The organism is Kitasatospora sp. NRRL B-11411 (genome assembly GCF_000721345.1).
Taxonomy (GTDB): Bacteria; Actinomycetota; Actinomycetes; order Streptomycetales; family Streptomycetaceae; genus Kitasatospora; species Kitasatospora cineracea.
Genome location: NZ_JOGH01000023.1, coordinates 1 through 15696, shown reverse-complemented (window position 1 = coordinate 15696; position 15696 = coordinate 1). Strand labels below are relative to the sequence as shown.

Annotated in this window: 17 protein-coding genes and 1 tRNA gene; 8 read left to right on the top strand and 10 right to left on the bottom strand. The window is 75.6% G+C overall.

Annotated elements, in window-relative coordinates:
* Nucleotides 1–83: 83 nt before the first annotated feature.
* Complete coding sequence (locus tag IH44_RS0113825; protein ID WP_030459816.1) at nt 84–701, bottom strand: GntR family transcriptional regulator; 618 nt, start codon at nt 699–701, stop codon at nt 84–86.
* 57 nt (nt 702–758) lie between these two features.
* Here IH44_RS0113825 and IH44_RS0113820 point away from each other — a divergent pair, with 57 nt between their 5' ends.
* Genes IH44_RS0113820 through IH44_RS0113810 form a run of 3 tightly spaced genes read left to right on the top strand, consistent with a single transcriptional unit; the run spans nt 759 to nt 3594 of the window.
* The gene (locus tag IH44_RS0113820) at nt 759–1547 is read left to right on the top strand and encodes a (Fe-S)-binding protein (protein ID WP_030459815.1); all 789 of its coding nucleotides are present in this window, start codon (nt 759–761) and stop codon (nt 1545–1547) included.
* Nucleotides 1544–2962 carry a LutB/LldF family L-lactate oxidation iron-sulfur protein gene (locus IH44_RS0113815; protein WP_030459814.1) on the top strand — a complete coding sequence of 473 codons (1419 nt, stop codon included), beginning with the start codon at nt 1544–1546 and terminating at the stop codon, nt 2960–2962. The genes IH44_RS0113820 and IH44_RS0113815 overlap by 4 nt, the downstream gene beginning before the upstream one ends.
* Nucleotides 2959–3594: an LUD domain-containing protein gene (locus tag IH44_RS0113810; protein ID WP_030459813.1), complete on the top strand. Its 636-nt coding sequence runs from the start codon at nt 2959–2961 to the stop codon at nt 3592–3594. The genes IH44_RS0113815 and IH44_RS0113810 overlap by 4 nt, the downstream gene beginning before the upstream one ends.
* 21 nt (nt 3595–3615) lie before the next feature.
* On the opposite strand, the gene IH44_RS0113805 is transcribed toward IH44_RS0113810, so the two are convergent.
* The 7 genes from IH44_RS0113805 to IH44_RS0113775 all read right to left on the bottom strand — a co-directional run bounded on the left by IH44_RS0113805 (nt 3616) and on the right by IH44_RS0113775 (nt 9555).
* Nucleotides 3616–3858 (bottom strand): hypothetical protein, encoded by a 243-nt coding sequence (locus IH44_RS0113805; protein WP_030459812.1) that lies wholly within the window; start codon nt 3856–3858, stop codon nt 3616–3618.
* A gap of 102 nt (nt 3859–3960) precedes the next feature.
* Nucleotides 3961–4034: transfer RNA gene (locus IH44_RS0113800), tRNA-Lys, on the bottom strand.
* 75 nt (nt 4035–4109) lie between these two features.
* Nucleotides 4110–4652, bottom strand: coding sequence for a bifunctional DNA primase/polymerase (locus tag IH44_RS0113795; RefSeq protein WP_030459811.1), 543 nt, complete (start codon nt 4650–4652; stop codon nt 4110–4112).
* Nucleotides 4653–4798: 146 nt separating this feature from the next.
* Nucleotides 4799–5197 (bottom strand): hypothetical protein, encoded by a 399-nt coding sequence (locus tag IH44_RS0113790; protein WP_232794936.1) that lies wholly within the window; start codon nt 5195–5197, stop codon nt 4799–4801.
* A 143-nt stretch (nt 5198–5340) separates the two neighbouring features.
* Complete coding sequence (locus tag IH44_RS0113785) at nt 5341–6735, bottom strand: AAA family ATPase (protein ID WP_051816872.1); 1395 nt, start codon at nt 6733–6735, stop codon at nt 5341–5343.
* 7 nt (nt 6736–6742) lie between these two features.
* Entirely contained in the window at nt 6743–8341 is a 1599-nt protein-coding gene (locus tag IH44_RS0113780) for a hypothetical protein (RefSeq protein ID WP_030459808.1), read from the bottom strand.
* A complete protein-coding gene (locus IH44_RS0113775) occupies nt 8338–9555 on the bottom strand; it encodes a hypothetical protein (protein WP_030459807.1) in 1218 nt (405 codons plus the stop codon). The genes IH44_RS0113780 and IH44_RS0113775 overlap by 4 nt, the downstream gene beginning before the upstream one ends.
* 223 nt (nt 9556–9778) lie before the next feature.
* Here IH44_RS0113775 and IH44_RS0113770 point away from each other — a divergent pair, with 223 nt between their 5' ends.
* On the top strand, nt 9779–10429 hold the full coding sequence (locus IH44_RS0113770; protein ID WP_030459806.1) for a histidine phosphatase family protein: 651 nt from the start codon (nt 9779–9781) through the stop codon (nt 10427–10429).
* A 70-nt stretch (nt 10430–10499) separates the two neighbouring features.
* On the opposite strand, the gene IH44_RS0113765 is transcribed toward IH44_RS0113770, so the two are convergent.
* Nucleotides 10500–11879, bottom strand: coding sequence for a hypothetical protein (locus IH44_RS0113765; RefSeq protein ID WP_030459805.1), 1380 nt, complete (start codon nt 11877–11879; stop codon nt 10500–10502).
* Between the two features lie 336 nt (nt 11880–12215).
* Between IH44_RS0113765 and IH44_RS0113760 the strand changes: the two genes are divergently transcribed.
* The 4 genes from IH44_RS0113760 to IH44_RS0113745 all read left to right on the top strand — a co-directional run bounded on the left by IH44_RS0113760 (nt 12216) and on the right by IH44_RS0113745 (nt 14877).
* Entirely contained in the window at nt 12216–12623 is a 408-nt protein-coding gene (locus tag IH44_RS0113760) for a hypothetical protein (RefSeq protein WP_232794935.1), read from the top strand.
* 308 nt (nt 12624–12931) lie between these two features.
* Nucleotides 12932–13513 carry a DUF6232 family protein gene (locus IH44_RS0113755; protein WP_030459803.1) on the top strand — a complete coding sequence of 194 codons (582 nt, stop codon included), beginning with the start codon at nt 12932–12934 and terminating at the stop codon, nt 13511–13513.
* A complete protein-coding gene (locus IH44_RS0113750; RefSeq protein WP_030459802.1) occupies nt 13510–13881 on the top strand; it encodes a hypothetical protein in 372 nt (123 codons plus the stop codon). Before IH44_RS0113755 ends, IH44_RS0113750 begins: the two co-directional genes overlap by 4 nt.
* A 117-nt stretch (nt 13882–13998) precedes the next feature.
* Complete coding sequence (locus IH44_RS0113745) at nt 13999–14877, top strand: spermidine synthase (RefSeq protein WP_051816871.1); 879 nt, start codon at nt 13999–14001, stop codon at nt 14875–14877.
* A 21-nt stretch (nt 14878–14898) separates the two neighbouring features.
* On the opposite strand, the gene IH44_RS0113740 is transcribed toward IH44_RS0113745, so the two are convergent.
* The gene (locus IH44_RS0113740) at nt 14899–15465 is read right to left on the bottom strand and encodes a Uma2 family endonuclease (protein WP_030459800.1); all 567 of its coding nucleotides are present in this window, start codon (nt 15463–15465) and stop codon (nt 14899–14901) included.
* Nucleotides 15466–15696 lie beyond the last annotated feature (231 nt).

Here is a 15696-nt window from a genome sequence, read left to right as displayed (position 1 = left end):
AGTGAACGGAACCGGAAGCCGATGCGCGCAACGGCAGTGCACCGTCAGCAGACTCGGGCTCGCCGTTCCCCGAGCCCCTGCTTTCACGTCACCCGCGCCAGCAGGGACTCGGCGTGCGCGGTGACCAGTTCGCGGGCCAGGGCCGGGTCGGGGGCGGCGAGGGCGCGGGCCAGCGCCAGGTGTTCGGCGTGGTCCCGCTCGGCGTGGTCGGCGGTCGCGGTGGCGGCGGCCGAGACGCGTATCTGGCGGTCCCAGAGGGTCTGGTAGAGCGAGGTCAGGACGGGGTTGCCGGCCGCCCGCAGCAGGGTGAGGTGGAAGTGCCGGCCGGCCTCGACGGGGTGCGGGTCGCGGTGTTCGCAGGCGGCCAGCAGGTCCGCGGCGGCGGCCGTCAGCGCGGCCGGGCCGCGGGCGGCCAGGGTGTCGACGGCGGCGTGCTCGAACAGGACCCGGGCGGCCAGCACGTCGCGGGCCTCGCCCGGGGCGATCGGGACGACCTGGGCGCCGCGCTTGGGGTACAGGTGCAGGAAGCCCTCCGACTGCAGGCGCAGGAACGCCTCCCGGACGGGCGTGCGGGACAGGCCCAGCTCGGTGGCGACGACGCCCTCGGAGAGCAGCGTGCCGCCGGGCCAACTGCCGTCCAGCAGGCGGGTGCGGACGTGCCGGTAGGCCCGGTCGGCGGTGGGGAGGGAAGCGTCGCTCACGCCGTCATTCTGTCACGGGTCCTGGCTTGCATCTAAGCTTGCATCTATGATGCGGGCATGCCCCCGGACACCCCGCGCTCCCGCACCGCCCTGTTCGTGACCTGCCTGAACGACACCCTCTTCCCCGGCACCGGCCGCGCCGCCGTCACCCTGCTGCGCCGCCTCGGCGTCGAGGTCGACTTCCCGCCCGGCCAGAGCTGCTGCGGCCAGATGCACTTCAACACCGGCTACCGCAGGGAGACCGCCAGGCTCGCCCGGCACTTCGTCGACACCTTCGGCGGCTACGAGGAGATCGTCGTCCCCTCCGCCTCCTGCGCCGGCATGCCCGCCGAGGCCTACCCGCTGGCCGCCGTCGGCGACCCCGGACTGGCCCGGGCAGTTGCCGAACTCGCGCCCCGCACCTTCGAGTTGACCGAGTACCTGACCGACCGGCTGGGCGTCGAGGACGTCGGCGCGCACTTCCCGCACCGGGTCACCTACCACCCGACCTGCCACAGCCTGCGCGCCACCCGGCTCGGCGACCGGCCGCACCGGCTGCTGCGCGCCGTCGACGGGATCGACTACGTCGAGCTGCCCGCCGCCGAGGAGTGCTGCGGCTTCGGCGGGACCTTCTCGGTCAAGAACCCGGCCGTCTCCGGCGCCATGAACGGCGACAAGGCCCGGCACGTCCTGGAGACCGGGGCGTCCGTGCTGGCCGCCGTCGACAACTCCTGCCTGATGAACATCGGCGGCCGGCTGACGAAGGACGGCCACCCGGTGCGCACCCTGCACCTGGTGGAGATCCTGGCCCGCACCGCCCAGGACGGGCCGCTGCCCGGCCTCCCCGTGGTGGAGGCCGCCCGATGAGCAGGTCCTTCCTGGGCTGGCCCGCGTTCCCCGAGGCCGCCGCCCGCGAGGTCGGCAACCGGCAGCTGCGCGAGAACGTCCGCCGCGCCACCCACACCATCCGCGGCAAGCGGGCCGTGCTCGCCGCCGAACGCCCCGACTGGGAGCAACTGCGCGACAGCGCCGCCGCGATCAAGGACCGGGTGCTGGCCGGCCTGGAGGGCTACCTGCTGCAGGTCGAGGAGAAGGTCACCGCGGCCGGCGGCACCGTCCACTGGGCCCGGGACGCCGCCGAGGCCAACCGGATCGTCACCGACCTGGTCAGGGCCACCGGCGAACGCGAGATCGTCAAGGTCAAGTCGATGCTCACCGAGGAGATCGGCCTCGACGCCGCCCTCGAAGCCGCCGGGATCAACGCCCGCGAGACCGACCTCGCCGCCACCATCGTCCAGCTCGGCGACGACCTGCCCTCGCACGTGGTCGTCCCCGCCCTGCACCGCAACCGCAGCGAGATCCGCGACATCTTCGCCCGCGAGATGGGCCGGCACGGCCGCCCCGCCCCCGAAGGGCTCACCGACGATCCCGCCGAACTCGCCGAAGCCGCCCGGCTGCACCTGCGGGAGAAGTTCCTCGGCGCCAAGGTCGCCGTCTCCGGCGCCAACTTCGTGGTCGCCGAGACCGGCACCCTGGTCGTCGTCGAGTCCGAGGGCAACGGCCGGATGTGCCTCACCCTCGCCGACACCCTGATCTCCGTCGTCGGCATCGAGAAGACCGTCCCCACCTGGCAGGACCTCGAAGTCTTCCTGCAACTGCTGGCCCGCAACGCCACCGGGGAGCGGATGGCCCCCTACACCAGCACCTGGACCGGCACGGTCGACGGCGACGGCCCGCGCGACTTCCACCTCGTCCTGGTCGACAACGGCCGCACCCGCGCCCTCGCCGACCCGGTCGGCCGACAGGCCCTGCGCTGCATCCGCTGCGGCGCCTGCATGAACACCTGCCCCGTCTACGAGCGCACCGGCGGCCACGCCTACGGCTCGGTCTACCCCGGGCCGATCGGCGCGATCCTCAACCCGCTGCTGCGCGGCCTCGACGACCCGCAGACCGCCTCGCTCCCGTACGCCTCCACGCTGTGCGGCGCCTGCAACGAGGTCTGCCCGGTCCGGATCCGGTTCACCGACGTGCTGCTCGACCTGCGCGCCCAGGTCGCCGACGGCGGCAAGCACCCGGTCGAGCGGGCCGCGCTGAACACCGTCGGCGCCGCGATGCAGCGCCCGCTGCTGTGGAAGGCCGCCGTGAAGGGCGCCGGGCTGCTCGGACCGCTGCTGCCCGCGCGCACCCCCGTCCCGGGCTGGACCGACAACCGGGCCCTGCCCGACGTCCCCGGGGAGTCCTTCCGCACCTGGTGGAAGCGGAACGAAGGAGAACGCGCATGACCGCCGCCCGCGAGGAGATCCTCCGCCGGATCCGCGCCGCCGCCGTCCCGCCCGCCCCCGAACCGCCCCGCCACTACCTGCGGCACGCCCCCGGCACCGACCCGGACGACCGGCCCGGCACGCTCGCACTGTTCGCCGAACGGCTGGCCGAGTACGGCGCCCGGGTGCTGCGCGCCACCGACCCCGGCCCCGCCGTCGCCCGGGCCCTGCACGACGAGGGCGCCCGCAGCCTGGTCGTCCCGGACGGACTGCCCGCCGCCTGGACCGCCGACTGGGACGGCGAGGTGCGCGCCGACCGGCCGCCGCTCGGCAGGGCCGAACTCGACGCCACCGACGCCGTCCTGACGGCCTGTGCGGCCGCCGTCGCCGACTCCGGCACCCTGGTCCTCGACGGCGGAGCCGCCCAGGGGCGCCGCGCCGCCACCCTGCTGCCCGACCTGCACGTGTGCGTGGTGCGGGCCGAACAGGTGCACTCCGCGCTGTCCGGCGCGCTCGCCGTCCTCGACCCGGCCCGGCCGCTCACCTTCGTCAGCGGGCCGTCCGCCACCGCCGACATCGAGATGATCCGGGTCAAGGGCGTGCACGGGCCGCGCCGGCTGGTGGTCGTGCTGCTGGAGGCCCCGAGCGGCTGACCGGCCGAGGACCCGGGCCGGCTAACCGGCCGGGGTGGGGGAGGCGGAGACCGCCGGGCGCGGGGGCGGGCCGTGCTGGGCCGTGTACACCAGGCCGAAGCCCAGGCCGGCCGCCAGCGTCACCGCGCCCGTCCAGGCCAGCGCGCGGCACAGGCGCCGCCTGCGCCGCTCCTGCCGGTGCCCGCGCAGGGCGGCCGCCTCGGCCTCGGCGAGCTCCGCGTCGAGCCAGGCGGCCCAGTCGGAGTGAAGATCGTCGGACGCCATGACCCGGACATTAGCAGCCCTTTACACACCGTCCGGGGGCAACGCGGCCCGGACGGCGCAACGCGAAAGGCCCCCCGGTGAAGGAGGGCCTTTCGCTGTCTGTGCGCCGCCAGGGACTCGAACCCCGGACCCGCTGATTAAGAGTCAGCTGCTCTAACCAACTGAGCTAGCGGCGCCTGCTGACGTGGAAGACTCTAGCAGCGCCCGGCGCCCGGGCCCAAATCCATTCCCACCGGAGCGGCACCCCCCGTTCAGCGCGCGTTCGGCACCGGGTCGCCCGCCTCCCGGGTGCGGCCGCGGGCCGCCCGGACACACGCCCACAGCACCACCGACGCCCCCGGCAGCCACGGCTCGGTGGTGTCCGGCGCGACGACCCACCGGCTGGACGAGGACTCCGGCTGGTCGACCGCCCGCTGCACCGGCGGCACCGTGACCGCGTCCCCCGGGCCGTGGCACAGCAGCGGCGGCACGTCCCGGGCCCACTCCTCCCAGGCCAGCAGCGTCCGCAGCCGGGCCGCCGTCCCCGGCTGCACGAACAGCAGCGTCCGGCCCCGGTAGGTCGCCACCGGGCCGCAGCCCGGGCCCGAGGTCCACAGCTCGTCCAGCACCCGGCGGCCGAACACCGCCGGCAGGCTGATCACGTCGAAGACCCGGCCGCACGGGAGGACCGCGGGCGCCCACGGGCGGGCCTCCCACAGCGCGCGCATGCTGCTCGGGTACTCGCTGGCGGAGGCGAGCCACGCCTCCCCGGCGACGCTGACGTACTCCACGGATTGATAGGTCCAGATGTCCACCCGGAAAGGGTGGACCGGCGGCCCGGCGGGGCGCGCCGAAAACGGCGTTCGCCGGACAGCGGCGGGGGAGGGGGCGTACCATCGCCCGCCGCATATGCCAGTGGCCTGGCGGGGCCGCTCCGGGGCTCGCCCGAGCCCGCTCGGGCCTACTCCTCGGGGCCGCGGCGCTGCAGCGAGCGGCCGTACTCGACCATCTTCCGCGCGTAGTCAGGCGTCCAGTCCGCCCGCTCGGCGATCTGCTCCGCGGAGAGCGCGTCGAACCGGCGCGGATCCGCGAGCTGGGCGGCGGCCAGCGCCTGGAAGTCCGTCGCCCGCTCCGCCGCGGCCCGGAACGCCAGGGCCAACTCGGTGGAACGCGACAGCAGTTCGGACGGGTCGTCGATCGACTCCAGGTCGAAGAACCGCTCCGGCTCCGGCTCCGCCCCCGCCGGCTCGAAGATCAACTCAACCGGCCGGATCCGCCGGGCCGGGCCCGGCACCGACGGAACGACCGCCGGAGTCGGCGAACCGCCCTGGTCGGACGCCTGCGGATGCGAGTCGGGCATGACGGAGCACCTCCGGGGGTGACAGGGGAAAGACGGCCGCCGTCCATTGTCGCGCGCGGACCGCCAGAACCGGAACGGTGCGCCCACGAGCGCTATTCCCCGCCGGGGGCGCGAGGCCCGCGCCGCACGCCCGCCCGCTGCGGTCACAACCGGACGCGGTGTTCCGAGAGGTGGGCCAGCACCGCGTGGTTGGCCTCCCAGCCGTCGGGGAACTTGACGGCCACGCCGAGCTGGACCGGCTCGGTGGCCGGATGGTTGTCGAGCAGCTCGGGGATGCCCGCGCGGGCCACCACGATGCAGGCGTGCCGGTGCCGGGAGGCCAGCACGCACAGCCGGCCGGTCTCCAGGTGGAAGGCGGTCGCGTCGGGGCGGCCGGAGAGCGGGTGCAGCACGACCGTGACGTCGTACTCGCGGCCCTGCAACCGGTTCGCGGTGTCCACCGTGACGGCCTCGCCCGCCGCCGGGTCGACCGGCACGCCCAGCCGGGCCAGCTCGGCGCGCACCGCGGCGGCCTGGTCCCGGTGCGCGGTGCCGACCGCGACCCGGCCCGCGGTGAGCAGGGCGGCCCCCTGCTCGGAGCGGGCGGTCAGCCCGCGCTCCAGCAGCCGGCGCACGGTGGCCGCGACCGCGGCCACCGCCTGCGCGTCGGTGCGGACGGTGTGCCGGGCGGGCAGCTCCAGCAGCGCCCAGCCGCCGGCCGCCGCCTCGTCGATCGCCGCGTCCACCGCCGAACCGTCGCCGCGCACGCCCGGCACCAGCGTCCGGTCGTCCGGGCCGGTGCCGGACCGGAACGGGGTGTACGGGTAGAACGCGGCCGAGACCAGCGGCGCCGCCGACGCGGGCAGCCGCCAGGACACCGGCAGGCGGTGCGGGCGGATCGCCGGGTTGTGCGCGAGCAGCGTCACCACCGCCGAGGAGGACGGGTCGTAGGACAGGCCCGCCCACTGGTCGGTGCCCACCACGGTGAACGGGTCCAGCTGGCCCGGGTCGCCGACGAACAGCGCCCGCTCGAACAGCCGGGCCACCGCCAGCAGCGCGTCCGAACGCATCTGGTACGCCTCGTCGACGATCGCCTGCCGCCAGGGCTGCTCGGCCTTCACCCACTGCCACTTCGCCGCGGTGGAGATCACCACGTCCTGCTCCAGCAGGTCGGCGACCTTGTCCTTCGCCGTGACGTTGGGGTGCCGCAGGGCCTCCGGGGCGGGCCTGGAGTCGCTCGCGTGCAGCCGGCCGATGCCGATCTCCGGGGCCTTCGACGCCAACCGGTCGACCAGGTCGTCGACCTGGCTGTTGGTCTGGGCCACGATCATCAGCCGCTCGCCCGCGCCGACCAGTTCGCGGGCCGCCCGCACCACCAGCGTCGACTTGCCCGCACCCGGCGGGGAGTCGACCACCACCCCGCGCGGCGCGCCCGGCGCCGGGCGCACCACCGCGTCGAGGATCCCCGCGACGGCCCGGTCGGCGGCCTCGCCCGGGGCCAACTCGCCGGCAGGGGAGCCGTCCTGACGGTCCGCCACCGGATCTCCGGAAAGGTTCATTCGCCGATCATTCCCACTCGTCCGCACCGGCCGGTGCATCCTCGACGGCCACCGGAGGGCCGCCGTGCGTCCACGGCGTGTCCGCCGGGTCCGGCAGCGGGGCGGACTGCCGGGGCGCCAGCTCGAACAGGGTGAACACCACGGCCGCCCCCGGCTCCGGGACGCTGCCCGGCTCCGGGTCCTTGCGCCGCCCCATGCCGGACAGCAGCCGCACCACCACCTCGCCCGGCCCGGACGAGACGATCTCGGCCCGCTGGGCCGGCTCCGCGTGCGCCCGGTACACCTCCCGGCCCGGATCGGCGTGCGGACGGTCCTCGGTGCGCACCACCAGCAGCGGGCGCGGCTTGGGCGAACGGCCCGCGGACCACTCCGGGACCACGTCCACCACCTCGCCGGCGAACGCCTCGCCGGACAGCCGGCGCTCCGCCATCGCCAGCGGGTCGTCCAACGCCTCCTGGATCTCCAGCTTCGCCTGCTCCCGCTCCCGCTGGGCCAGCTTCCGGGCCGCCGTCACCGCGTCGTCCAGCCGCGGCTGCGGCGGCTCGCCCGCCGCCACCCGGTCCCGGTGCATGGTGAACGACCAGCGGTCGCCCTCCCAGCGGTCCGCCAGGTGCCCGGCCGCGGGCAGCTCCCGCAGCAGGTCCACGCCGTGCCAGACGTCGCGCCAGGTCGGCAGCGCCACCGCGAGCAGCAGCCGGGCCAGCTCGGCGTGCGCCTGCTCGACCAGGCCCGCCGCCCGGCGGACCTCCGCGCCGTCCCGGGCCGCCTCGGCCCGCTCGCGCACCGCCACCGCGGCGTCGTGCCGCAGGATCGCCGGGGCCAGCACCCGCTCGTCGAACTTCGGATCGGTGGCCGGACCGGCCGGCGGGTGCAGCAGCAGGCCCCCGCCGTCCCGCGCCGACTCCACCCACTCCGCCGCCGACGCGCCCGTACCGGCCGGCTCGAACCCGGCCGGCGACCGGTGCCAGGCCAGCCGGGCTGCCAGGTGCTGGTCCTCCAGGTGGCTCTGCCCCGTCGCCCAGTGCCGGGCCAGCAGACCGGTCATCGACAGCAGCAACGAGGAACCCGGCACCTGCGCACGGTCCGTCAGGTGCGTCAACCAGCGCCCCAGCAACGGGACTTCGGTCGGCGCCGGGTACTCGCCCGGCTCCGGGTCCTCCGCCGTGCGGCGGAACCTGGTCGAACGGCCCAGCAGCGCCAGGTGCGCCACGCCCCCCGCGTTCGGCACGATCAGCTGCGGCGCGTCCGCGCACAGCTCCCGCACCACCGGCACCTTCTCCCCGCTCACCGGATCCTTCTCGGAGCCCTCCAGCAGCTCCACCTCGTCCCCGAACGACTCCAGGTACGGCACCACGTCCCGGGCCGTCGCGGCCAGGAACTCCGAACGCTGGGTGCGGTTCAGCGGCTGCGGCACGAAGTGCAGCCGGGGCGCCTCCCGGTCGGTGCCCAGCAGCACCGCCAGCGGCGCCCCCGACTCGCCCGCGGCCGCCAACGGCACCAGCACCATCGGACGCTCCGACAGGTGCCGGTGCCGCACCGTCGCCACCGGCTGAGCCCGCTGCGCCCGCACCGCCTCCAACCGGGCCAGCGTGGACAGCAGGCTCACCGCACGCCCCCGACCGCCAGCGCCTCGGCCCGCAGCCGGGCCGCGTACGCCAGCCGCTCGGACGCCTCGTCCAGGCCCAACTCGCCCGCCAGCTCCGGCTCCAGGCCCGCCGCTCCGCCCGACTCCGCCGCCGCCAGCGCCTCCTCGACGGTGCGCAGCGACCCCAGCTCGCCGCGCACCCCGCGGCCCAACTGCTCCACGTCGCCCGCGCAGCGCGCCTGCGAACGGCAGTGGAAGCCCAGCTCGCAGGCCGAGATGCAGTCCGGGGCGTACGCGGCGGGCACCGCGGCGACCGCCTCGGCCAGCTCCCCGGCCGGCCGGGTCGGAGTGCCGGTCTCGTCCCGGGCGAGGTCGAACGTCACCCCGTCGGGCAGCGCCGCGAGCAGCTGGTCGATCCGCGTCATCCGGGACAACTGCCGCCGGGTGACCGCCAGTTCGCGCCGCACGTCGACCGGGACGGCGACCGGCTGGGAGGAGAAGTCCTTCGGGCAGACCAGCAGCACCGTCAACTCCGGGGCGCCGGGCAGCTCCTGGGCCGCGTACGGATCCGCGGACAGCGGCCGGCCGGCCAGCCGGGCCGCCGCCTCCTGCAGTGCCAGCACGTACACCGCGGCCTGCCGGGCGGCCGCCCCGACGTTCGCCGGATCGGCCGAACCGTCCAGCACCGGAAAGGACTTGATCTCCACCACGGTGCACCGGCCGGCGTGCACCACCAGCGCGTCCGGCTCCAGGTAGGCCGGGCTGCCCGCCACGTCCAGCCGCAGCATCGGGTGGTCCAGCAGCGTCCATGCCACCGGATCGGCCGCCGCCTCGGCGAGCACCGCCAGCGTCCGCTCCGCGCGGACCGCGGGGGCCGCCGAGGGCAGCAAGTCCGGTACGGCGAGCGAGGACACCTCGTCCGCCGGGACGCCCAGCCGTCGGCGCAGCGGCTCCAGCAGCACCGCGTAGCCGTCCCGCTTCAGGCGGGACTCGAACTGCAGGCCGCGGCGGATCGCGAACGGCGACTGGCCGAACGGCGCCGGACGGCCCAACTGCTGGGCTAGCGCGGTCTTGTCGACGCCCGCGGCGTCCAGCAGGGCGCGGCGGCGGCAACCCGGATTGGCGGCGAGCGCGGCGAGGGCACGGGCGTCGAGGCTGCGCTGCGGCGCCGGGCCGCGCAACTCGGAGAGCCGCCGCAGCGGCGGGGAAGCCTGCCCCAGGTGCGAGACGTTCATGGTGCGGCCCAGTCTCGCATCCTGAGCCGACAAAGCGGAGCCCGGCACTCGAACCGGGCGCACCGGGCGCACCGGGCAGGTTGCCGCGGGATGCCGGCGTGGGACGTCGCCGCGGGACGCCGGCGCACCCGGTGCGGGACCGCGGGGTGCCGGTGCGGGATCATGGGACGTTGGCCCCGACGCCGGGGCCAGTGAACCGCCCCCATCGAACGAGGTACACCGCATGCCCGCCCGCATCGTGCTGGTCCGCCACGGCGAGACCTCCTGGTCGGCCACCGGCCGGCACACCGGCCGCACCGACGTCCCGCTCACCGACGAGGGCCGGCAGATGGCCCGCGCCCTCGGCGAGCGCCTGGCCCGCGCCCCCTGGAACGGCCTGCCCGGGGCGACCGTGTACACCAGCCCGCTCTCCCGGGCCCGGGAGACCGCCGAACTGGCCGGCTTCGGCGACCGCGCCACCGACCGCCCCGAACTCCTCGAGTGGGACTACGGGCAGTACGAGGGCCGCACCGGCACCGACATCCGGGAGACCGACCAGCCCGGCTGGCTGATCTGGCGCGACGGCGTGCCCGGCGGCGAGACGCTGGCCCAGGTGTCCGACCGGGTCGACGCCTTCCTCGCCGAACTCAACGAGGAGCACGGCACCCCCGACCCCGACACCACCACCATGCACTGCGCGGACCGCGACGTCGTCCTGTTCGCCCACGGCCACCTGCTGCGGATCCTCACCGCCCGCTGGCTCGGCCTGCCCCCCGAGTACGCCCAGCGCCTCAAGCTCGGCACCGCCGCGCTCTGCGTGCTCTCCTGGGAGTACGGGCTGCCCGCGATCGAGATCTGGAACGACCACAGCCACCTGGAGCGGCTCGGGCACTGACGACCCGACAGCCGACAGCCGACAGGAGGTCGGGGGTCGGCCGGTCGACGGGCGGTCAGCCGACGGGGGCTCAGGCCGCCGCCGCGTCGTAGCCATCCAGGAAGTCCCGGACCTCCGGCACGGCGGCGTGCGGGCGCAGCCGGTCCGCGGTGTGCGCCAGCATGCCGCGGATCCGCGCCGAGCGGACCTGGCCGAGCAGCGCCACCGCCGCCGAACCGTGCTCGGCCGCGCCCGCCAGGTCGCCCCGGCCCAGCCGGTCGTGCGCCAACTCGGCGGTGTACAGCACCCGGTTGCGGACGAAGTGCGGCTCCTGCAGCCCCACCGCCCGCTCGGCCCGGGCGGTGGCCCGGTCCCACTCGCCGAGCGCCGACCAGCACTGCGCCTCCTGCCCGGCCAGCTCCGCCTCGCCGTAGAACGACATCCACTCCGGGTCGTCCGGCCGCTCGCCCCGGTCGAACAGCTCGTACGCCCGGGCCAGCGCCCGCTCGCAGGCCGACCGGTCGCCGAGCAGCGCCCAGCCGCCCGCCTCGCGCAGCACCAGCAGCGACAGCAGCCGGTCCGAGCCCAGCCCGTCCGCCGCGGCCTGCCCGGCCTGGGCGGCCCGCAGCGCCTCGCGGGGGCGGCCGGCGTCCCGGGCCAGGAAGGCGCTGTTGCTGAACACGTGCGCCTCCAGGTGCGGGTCGCGGGCCATCCGGGCGGTGGCCAGCGCCTCCGAGTAGAACGACCTGGCGTCCGTCAGCCGGTTCGAGTCGTGCGCCAACCAGCCCACCGAGATGGCGAGTTCGCCCGCCCCGCACTGCAGTCGGCGCTCGGTCGCGGCGTTGTACTCGCCGTCGTTGAGCAGCACGTAGGCGCTGCGCAGCGACTGCCCGGCCAGCTCGAACAGGGCGTCCGCGCCGTGCGCGTCGTCCAGCAGCCGGATGTCGCGGACCGCCTGCTCCACGCCCTGCACCTCGGCCGCGCCGACCCGGCGGCGCTCCGGCCGGGGCGGGGCCGCGGGCAGCGGGGCGGCGGCGGGCGGGGCCTGGTCCAGGCCGAGCACGGCCGCCAGGGCGGTGGGACCGCCGTTCAGGAACGTACGGCGAAGCACGTCGTCGTTCTCCTCGTCAGACCGGAGCGGGGCGTCCGGCGGGTGCGCCGGGACGGGCGGTTCGGCGGCCGGCGCCCGGCGGCGGGCCGCCGAGCGCGGTGCGAACCCGAGCTCCGCCAGTGACTTCTCCGGCCACAGGTGCCGGAACACCCGCTCGTACGCGTAGTTGGGGCAGCGGATCTCGCCGGACTCGACCCGTCCGACGTAGCGCGCGTCGCAGGACACGTGCTCGCCGATCTCCCGGGCGGCCCGGCGGACCAGGGTGGCGAACTCCCCCGGCGAGAGGGCGCCGCGCAGCTCGCGCATCGCCTGGTTGGGGACGGGCGCCGGACGGGGCCCGCCGGTTCGCGTGGCTGCCATGCTGCACTCCGAGGTCGTGCCGGGGTGGTCGCGCCGACCCCTGGGGGGAGGGCCGCCGCGTCGGCACGACAGTACCGGCAGTCACCGTGCGAACACGGCGGGTTGCTGGGAGCGGGTGGGTCAATTGCGGACAATCCGGACGCAGTTGCCGCGTTGTGCCATGAAATGCCATGGCTTGCTGTATCGGAGGCCGTGGCCTGGACGGCTGGTCCCGCGTTGTCCTGATACATGGACACCGGCGGTACGGGCCCCCTCCCGGACCGGCCTCCCGTCGCACGACCGGGTGACGGAGCACCATCCGGTTTCCGCGCGACCCGAGGCGACAGGAGGTCCCCCATGGCCACCGGAGTTCCCCAGTACCGACGGCAGGCCGTCCCCGCCACGCCGCCGCCCGTCAGCTCGGCCGCCCGCGTCGTCCAGTACGACACCGTCACCGTCCAGGTCCGGCACGGCCTGGAGGCGGTCGACATCCTCCGCCTGCGGCGCGCCTGCGGCGCCGTCCAGCAGACCGCCGCCGGCACCGCCATCGCCTTCCTGGTCCCGGCCGGCACCGCCCTGCGCTGGCACCTCACCGGCTCCGCCTGCACCCCCGGGGCTGACCTGCTCCCGCCCACCGACCCGCGCTGGATCATCCCGCCCTCCGGCTCCCAGCCGTACCCGCGCCCCACCGACGCCTGGGTGCTGCGCTCCGCCCTCTGCGAAGCCGCCACCACCCTCACCGCGGGCGGCCTGGGCCCGCTCTGAGCGCGTCCGGGCGATGTCTGACGGCTCATCAGAGAACTTGCCTGACGCGTGAGTTGGCATGCAACCGTCGTCTCAGCGGGCGGAACGTCCGACCCCGCAGCGGGCAGCTCCCGTCACCCACCGTCGCGGCCGCCGGGCGTGCGGACCGCTCCGTGGCCGGACGTTTCCCGTCGAACGCCTGTGCCCGCCCCTGGTGCGGTCATATAGTCGGCACCACACGGGAGTTGGGGGGACGACAGGTGTCCGAGCACGTCTCCGTTCCGGGTCCACCAGGACCCCAGGGCCCACCGGGACCCCCGGGGCCGGCGGTGCCACCGCGGCCCGCCTTCCGGCCCGGGCAGGTCGAAGTCAGGATCGACGGGCGGACCCTGTGGATCGCCGGGGCCGCCTACCCGCTGCGCAACATCGCCCGGGTCTACCAGGTGGTCCTCTACCCCCGGAGCGCCGAGGCGTTCGGCCGGTTCGGCCGCCGGTTCGCCGGCACCCTGGCCGTACTGGTCGTCGTGCTCTCGGTCGGGCTGATGTCCATCAGCGCGTCCTCCTCCTACAGCGACGAACGCGACCAGAACCGGACCTCGTTCTCCCAGTTCGTGGTGACCGTCGGCGTCGTCCTGCTGGTCTTCTACGTGGTCGACCTGCTCAGGGTCGTCCTGCAGAAGGCCCGGCACGTGGTCGCCGTCGAGACCAACGGCTCCTCGGTCGCCCTGATCACCGCCCCCGACGAGGCGGGCCGCCGGGCCATCACCCGGTACCTCGCCGCCGCCATTGACCGCCCCGAGGCCGGCCTGCTCCTGCACGTCGACACCCTGGCGGTCAACCCGGCCCACTACTACTTCGGCGACACCGTCAACGTCCACGGCACCGGAAACATCGGAAGGATCAGCGGGTGAGCGGCGAGCAGAACTTCTACCTGGGCAACGTCACCAACGTGAACGGCACCGGCAACATCGGGTCGATCAGCTTCGGCGGGAGCGCCCTCCCGCCCACTCCGGAGCAGATCTCCCAGCAACTCGCCCAGCTCCGGGCCGCCCTGGCCGGCCTGCGCGGACACCTCCCGGCGGACCAGGCCCAGCGACTGGACCAGACGCTCCTCGAACTCGACCCGGCGGCCGCGCCGCAGGAGACCGAGGCCCAGCGCGGCGCCCGACTGGGGCGGGCGCTGGAGACCGCCCGGCGGGTCGCCGAGACGGCGGGGGCGGTCGGGCCCGGGGTGATCGCGCTGGTCGAGCGGGTCATGGGGATGGTCTCGGGACGCTGAGGGCCGCCGGTGGCGGGCGGGGCGTCCAGGGGCTGCGGGCTGCGGGCTGCGGGCGTCGGGGGCCGTCGGGGTCCGTCGGGGGCGAGGGCTCCGGGGAGATCATCGGATAATGGGGCCATGGGCCGTCCACGCACCACCCCCGCCGCCCCCGGCCGCACGCACAGCCAGGGCCCGCTCACCGCCGCCGTCGCCTCCGGCACCGCCGAGCTCCGCCCCGACCGCGACCGGCCGCACGCCTGGGAACTGCTCCTCGACGGCGCACCGCAGTCCCTGGTCGACCTCGCCGACCCCACCCACCTCGGCTTCGCCTACCAGCGCCGGATCGGCCACCTGATCGACCTCGCCGCCCCCGCTCGGCAGCCCCTCACCGCCCTGCACCTCGGCGGCGGCGCCCTCACCCTGGCCCGCTACACGGCCGCCACCCGGCCCCGCTCCCGCCAGCAGGTCGCCGAGATCGACACCGCGCTCACCGAACTCGTCCGCACCGAACTGCCGCTCGACCGGAGCTGGCAGCTCAAGGTCCGCGGCGGCGACGCCCGCGCCGTCCTCGAACGCACCCCCGACGACTCCACCGACCTGGTCGTCGCCGACGTCTTCGCCGGCGCCCGGGTCCCCGCGCACTGCGCCACCGTCGAGTTCGCCCGGCACGCCGCCCGCGCCCTCGGGGCCGGCGGCCACTACGCCGCCAACATCACCGACGGCGGCCCGCTCGCCTTCGCCCGCGCCCAGACCGCCACCCTGGCCGCCGTCTTCCCCGAGCTCTGCCTGATCGCCGACCCCGCCGTCCTGCGCGGCAAACGCTTCGGCAACCTCGTCCTGCTCGCCGCGCACACCCCCCTCCCGCTTACCGACCTCACCCGCCGCCTCGCCACCGACCCCGCCCAGGCCCGCCTCCTGCACGGCCGCGACCTCACCGACTTCACCGCCGGCACCCCCGCGACCACCGACACCACCGCCGTCCCGTCCCCGGCCCCGCCGCCGAAGACCTTCGGCTGACGTTCCCGGCGGCTGTCGGGGTCAGCGCCGCAGCGCGGCCGGATCGAGGTCGAACGGGAACGGTTCGGTGAGGGCCGTGGACTCACCGGGCTGGACGGTGCGGTCGAGGTAGCCACTGCCGTCGGGGGCCAGGCGGCCGAGGTGCAGGCGCGGCGCCGGGTCGAGGTCCAGGCGCCAGTAGTGCGGGATGCCGGCGGCGGCGTACAGGCCGGGCTTGGTGCGGCGGTCGATGACCCTGGTGGACGGCGAGGCGATCTCGATGGCGACCACGACGTCGTCGGCGTGCAGGGTCGCCCCGGCCCCGGCGGTCGCGGCGGCGTCGGCGATCACCAGGTCGGGGATCAGCAGGCCGTCCGGCACCAGCACGTTGACGGCCTCCAGCACCTCGAACGGGGCGTCGGCGGCGGCGATCGCGGTGCCTAGGAGCATGGCCAGACGAAGGCTGGCCCGCTGGTGCGGTACTCCGGGGTTGGGGCTCATCAGCAGGGCCCCCCCGAGCAGTTCGATGCGATGGCGGCTGTCTTCGGGCAGCGCCAGGACGTCGTGGACCGTCCACGGTCCGAGGTGATCGGAAACAGCGACACTCATGATCCCTCCTACCTTCCTTCGACGCCGTGGAACGGGATGCCTCCATTGTCTCCACAGGCGTCGGTCGGCGATACCGGTTGCTCGGAGGAACAGGTCAGTGGCCACCGCCCGGGAGGCCGCGGTGCTTGTACATGGCGGCAGCGGTGAGCAGCAGGCCGGCGGCGATGGGGAGGAGGACGGCGACGGCGCTCTCGCCGGCGGGGCGGGTGGGGGTGGCGGTGAGGGCGAGGC

Bases quoted from the DNA above. Each gene is read 5' to 3' on its own strand.
- IH44_RS0113820 (WP_030459815.1), top strand. From the start codon at position 759: ATGCCCCCGGACACCCCGCGCTCCCGCACCGCCCTGTTCGTGACCTGC.
- IH44_RS0113815 (WP_030459814.1), top strand. From the start codon at position 1,544: ATGAGCAGGTCCTTCCTGGGCTGGCCCGCGTTCCCCGAGGCCGCCGCC.
- IH44_RS0113810 (WP_030459813.1), top strand. From the start codon at position 2,959: ATGACCGCCGCCCGCGAGGAGATCCTCCGCCGGATCCGCGCCGCCGCC.
- IH44_RS0113805 (WP_030459812.1), bottom strand. From the start codon at position 3,858: ATGGCGTCCGACGATCTTCACTCCGACTGGGCCGCCTGGCTCGACGCG.
- IH44_RS0113790 (WP_232794936.1), bottom strand. From the start codon at position 5,197: ATGCCCGACTCGCATCCGCAGGCGTCCGACCAGGGCGGTTCGCCGACT.
- IH44_RS0113785 (WP_051816872.1), bottom strand. From the start codon at position 6,735: ATGAACCTTTCCGGAGATCCGGTGGCGGACCGTCAGGACGGCTCCCCT.
- IH44_RS0113775 (WP_030459807.1), bottom strand. From the start codon at position 9,555: ATGAACGTCTCGCACCTGGGGCAGGCTTCCCCGCCGCTGCGGCGGCTC.
- IH44_RS0113770 (WP_030459806.1), top strand. From the start codon at position 9,779: ATGCCCGCCCGCATCGTGCTGGTCCGCCACGGCGAGACCTCCTGGTCG.
- IH44_RS0113765 (WP_030459805.1), bottom strand. From the start codon at position 11,879: ATGGCAGCCACGCGAACCGGCGGGCCCCGTCCGGCGCCCGTCCCCAAC.
- IH44_RS0113760 (WP_232794935.1), top strand. From the start codon at position 12,216: ATGGCCACCGGAGTTCCCCAGTACCGACGGCAGGCCGTCCCCGCCACG.
- IH44_RS0113745 (WP_051816871.1), top strand. From the start codon at position 13,999: ATGGGCCGTCCACGCACCACCCCCGCCGCCCCCGGCCGCACGCACAGC.
- IH44_RS0113740 (WP_030459800.1), bottom strand. From the start codon at position 15,465: ATGAGTGTCGCTGTTTCCGATCACCTCGGACCGTGGACGGTCCACGAC.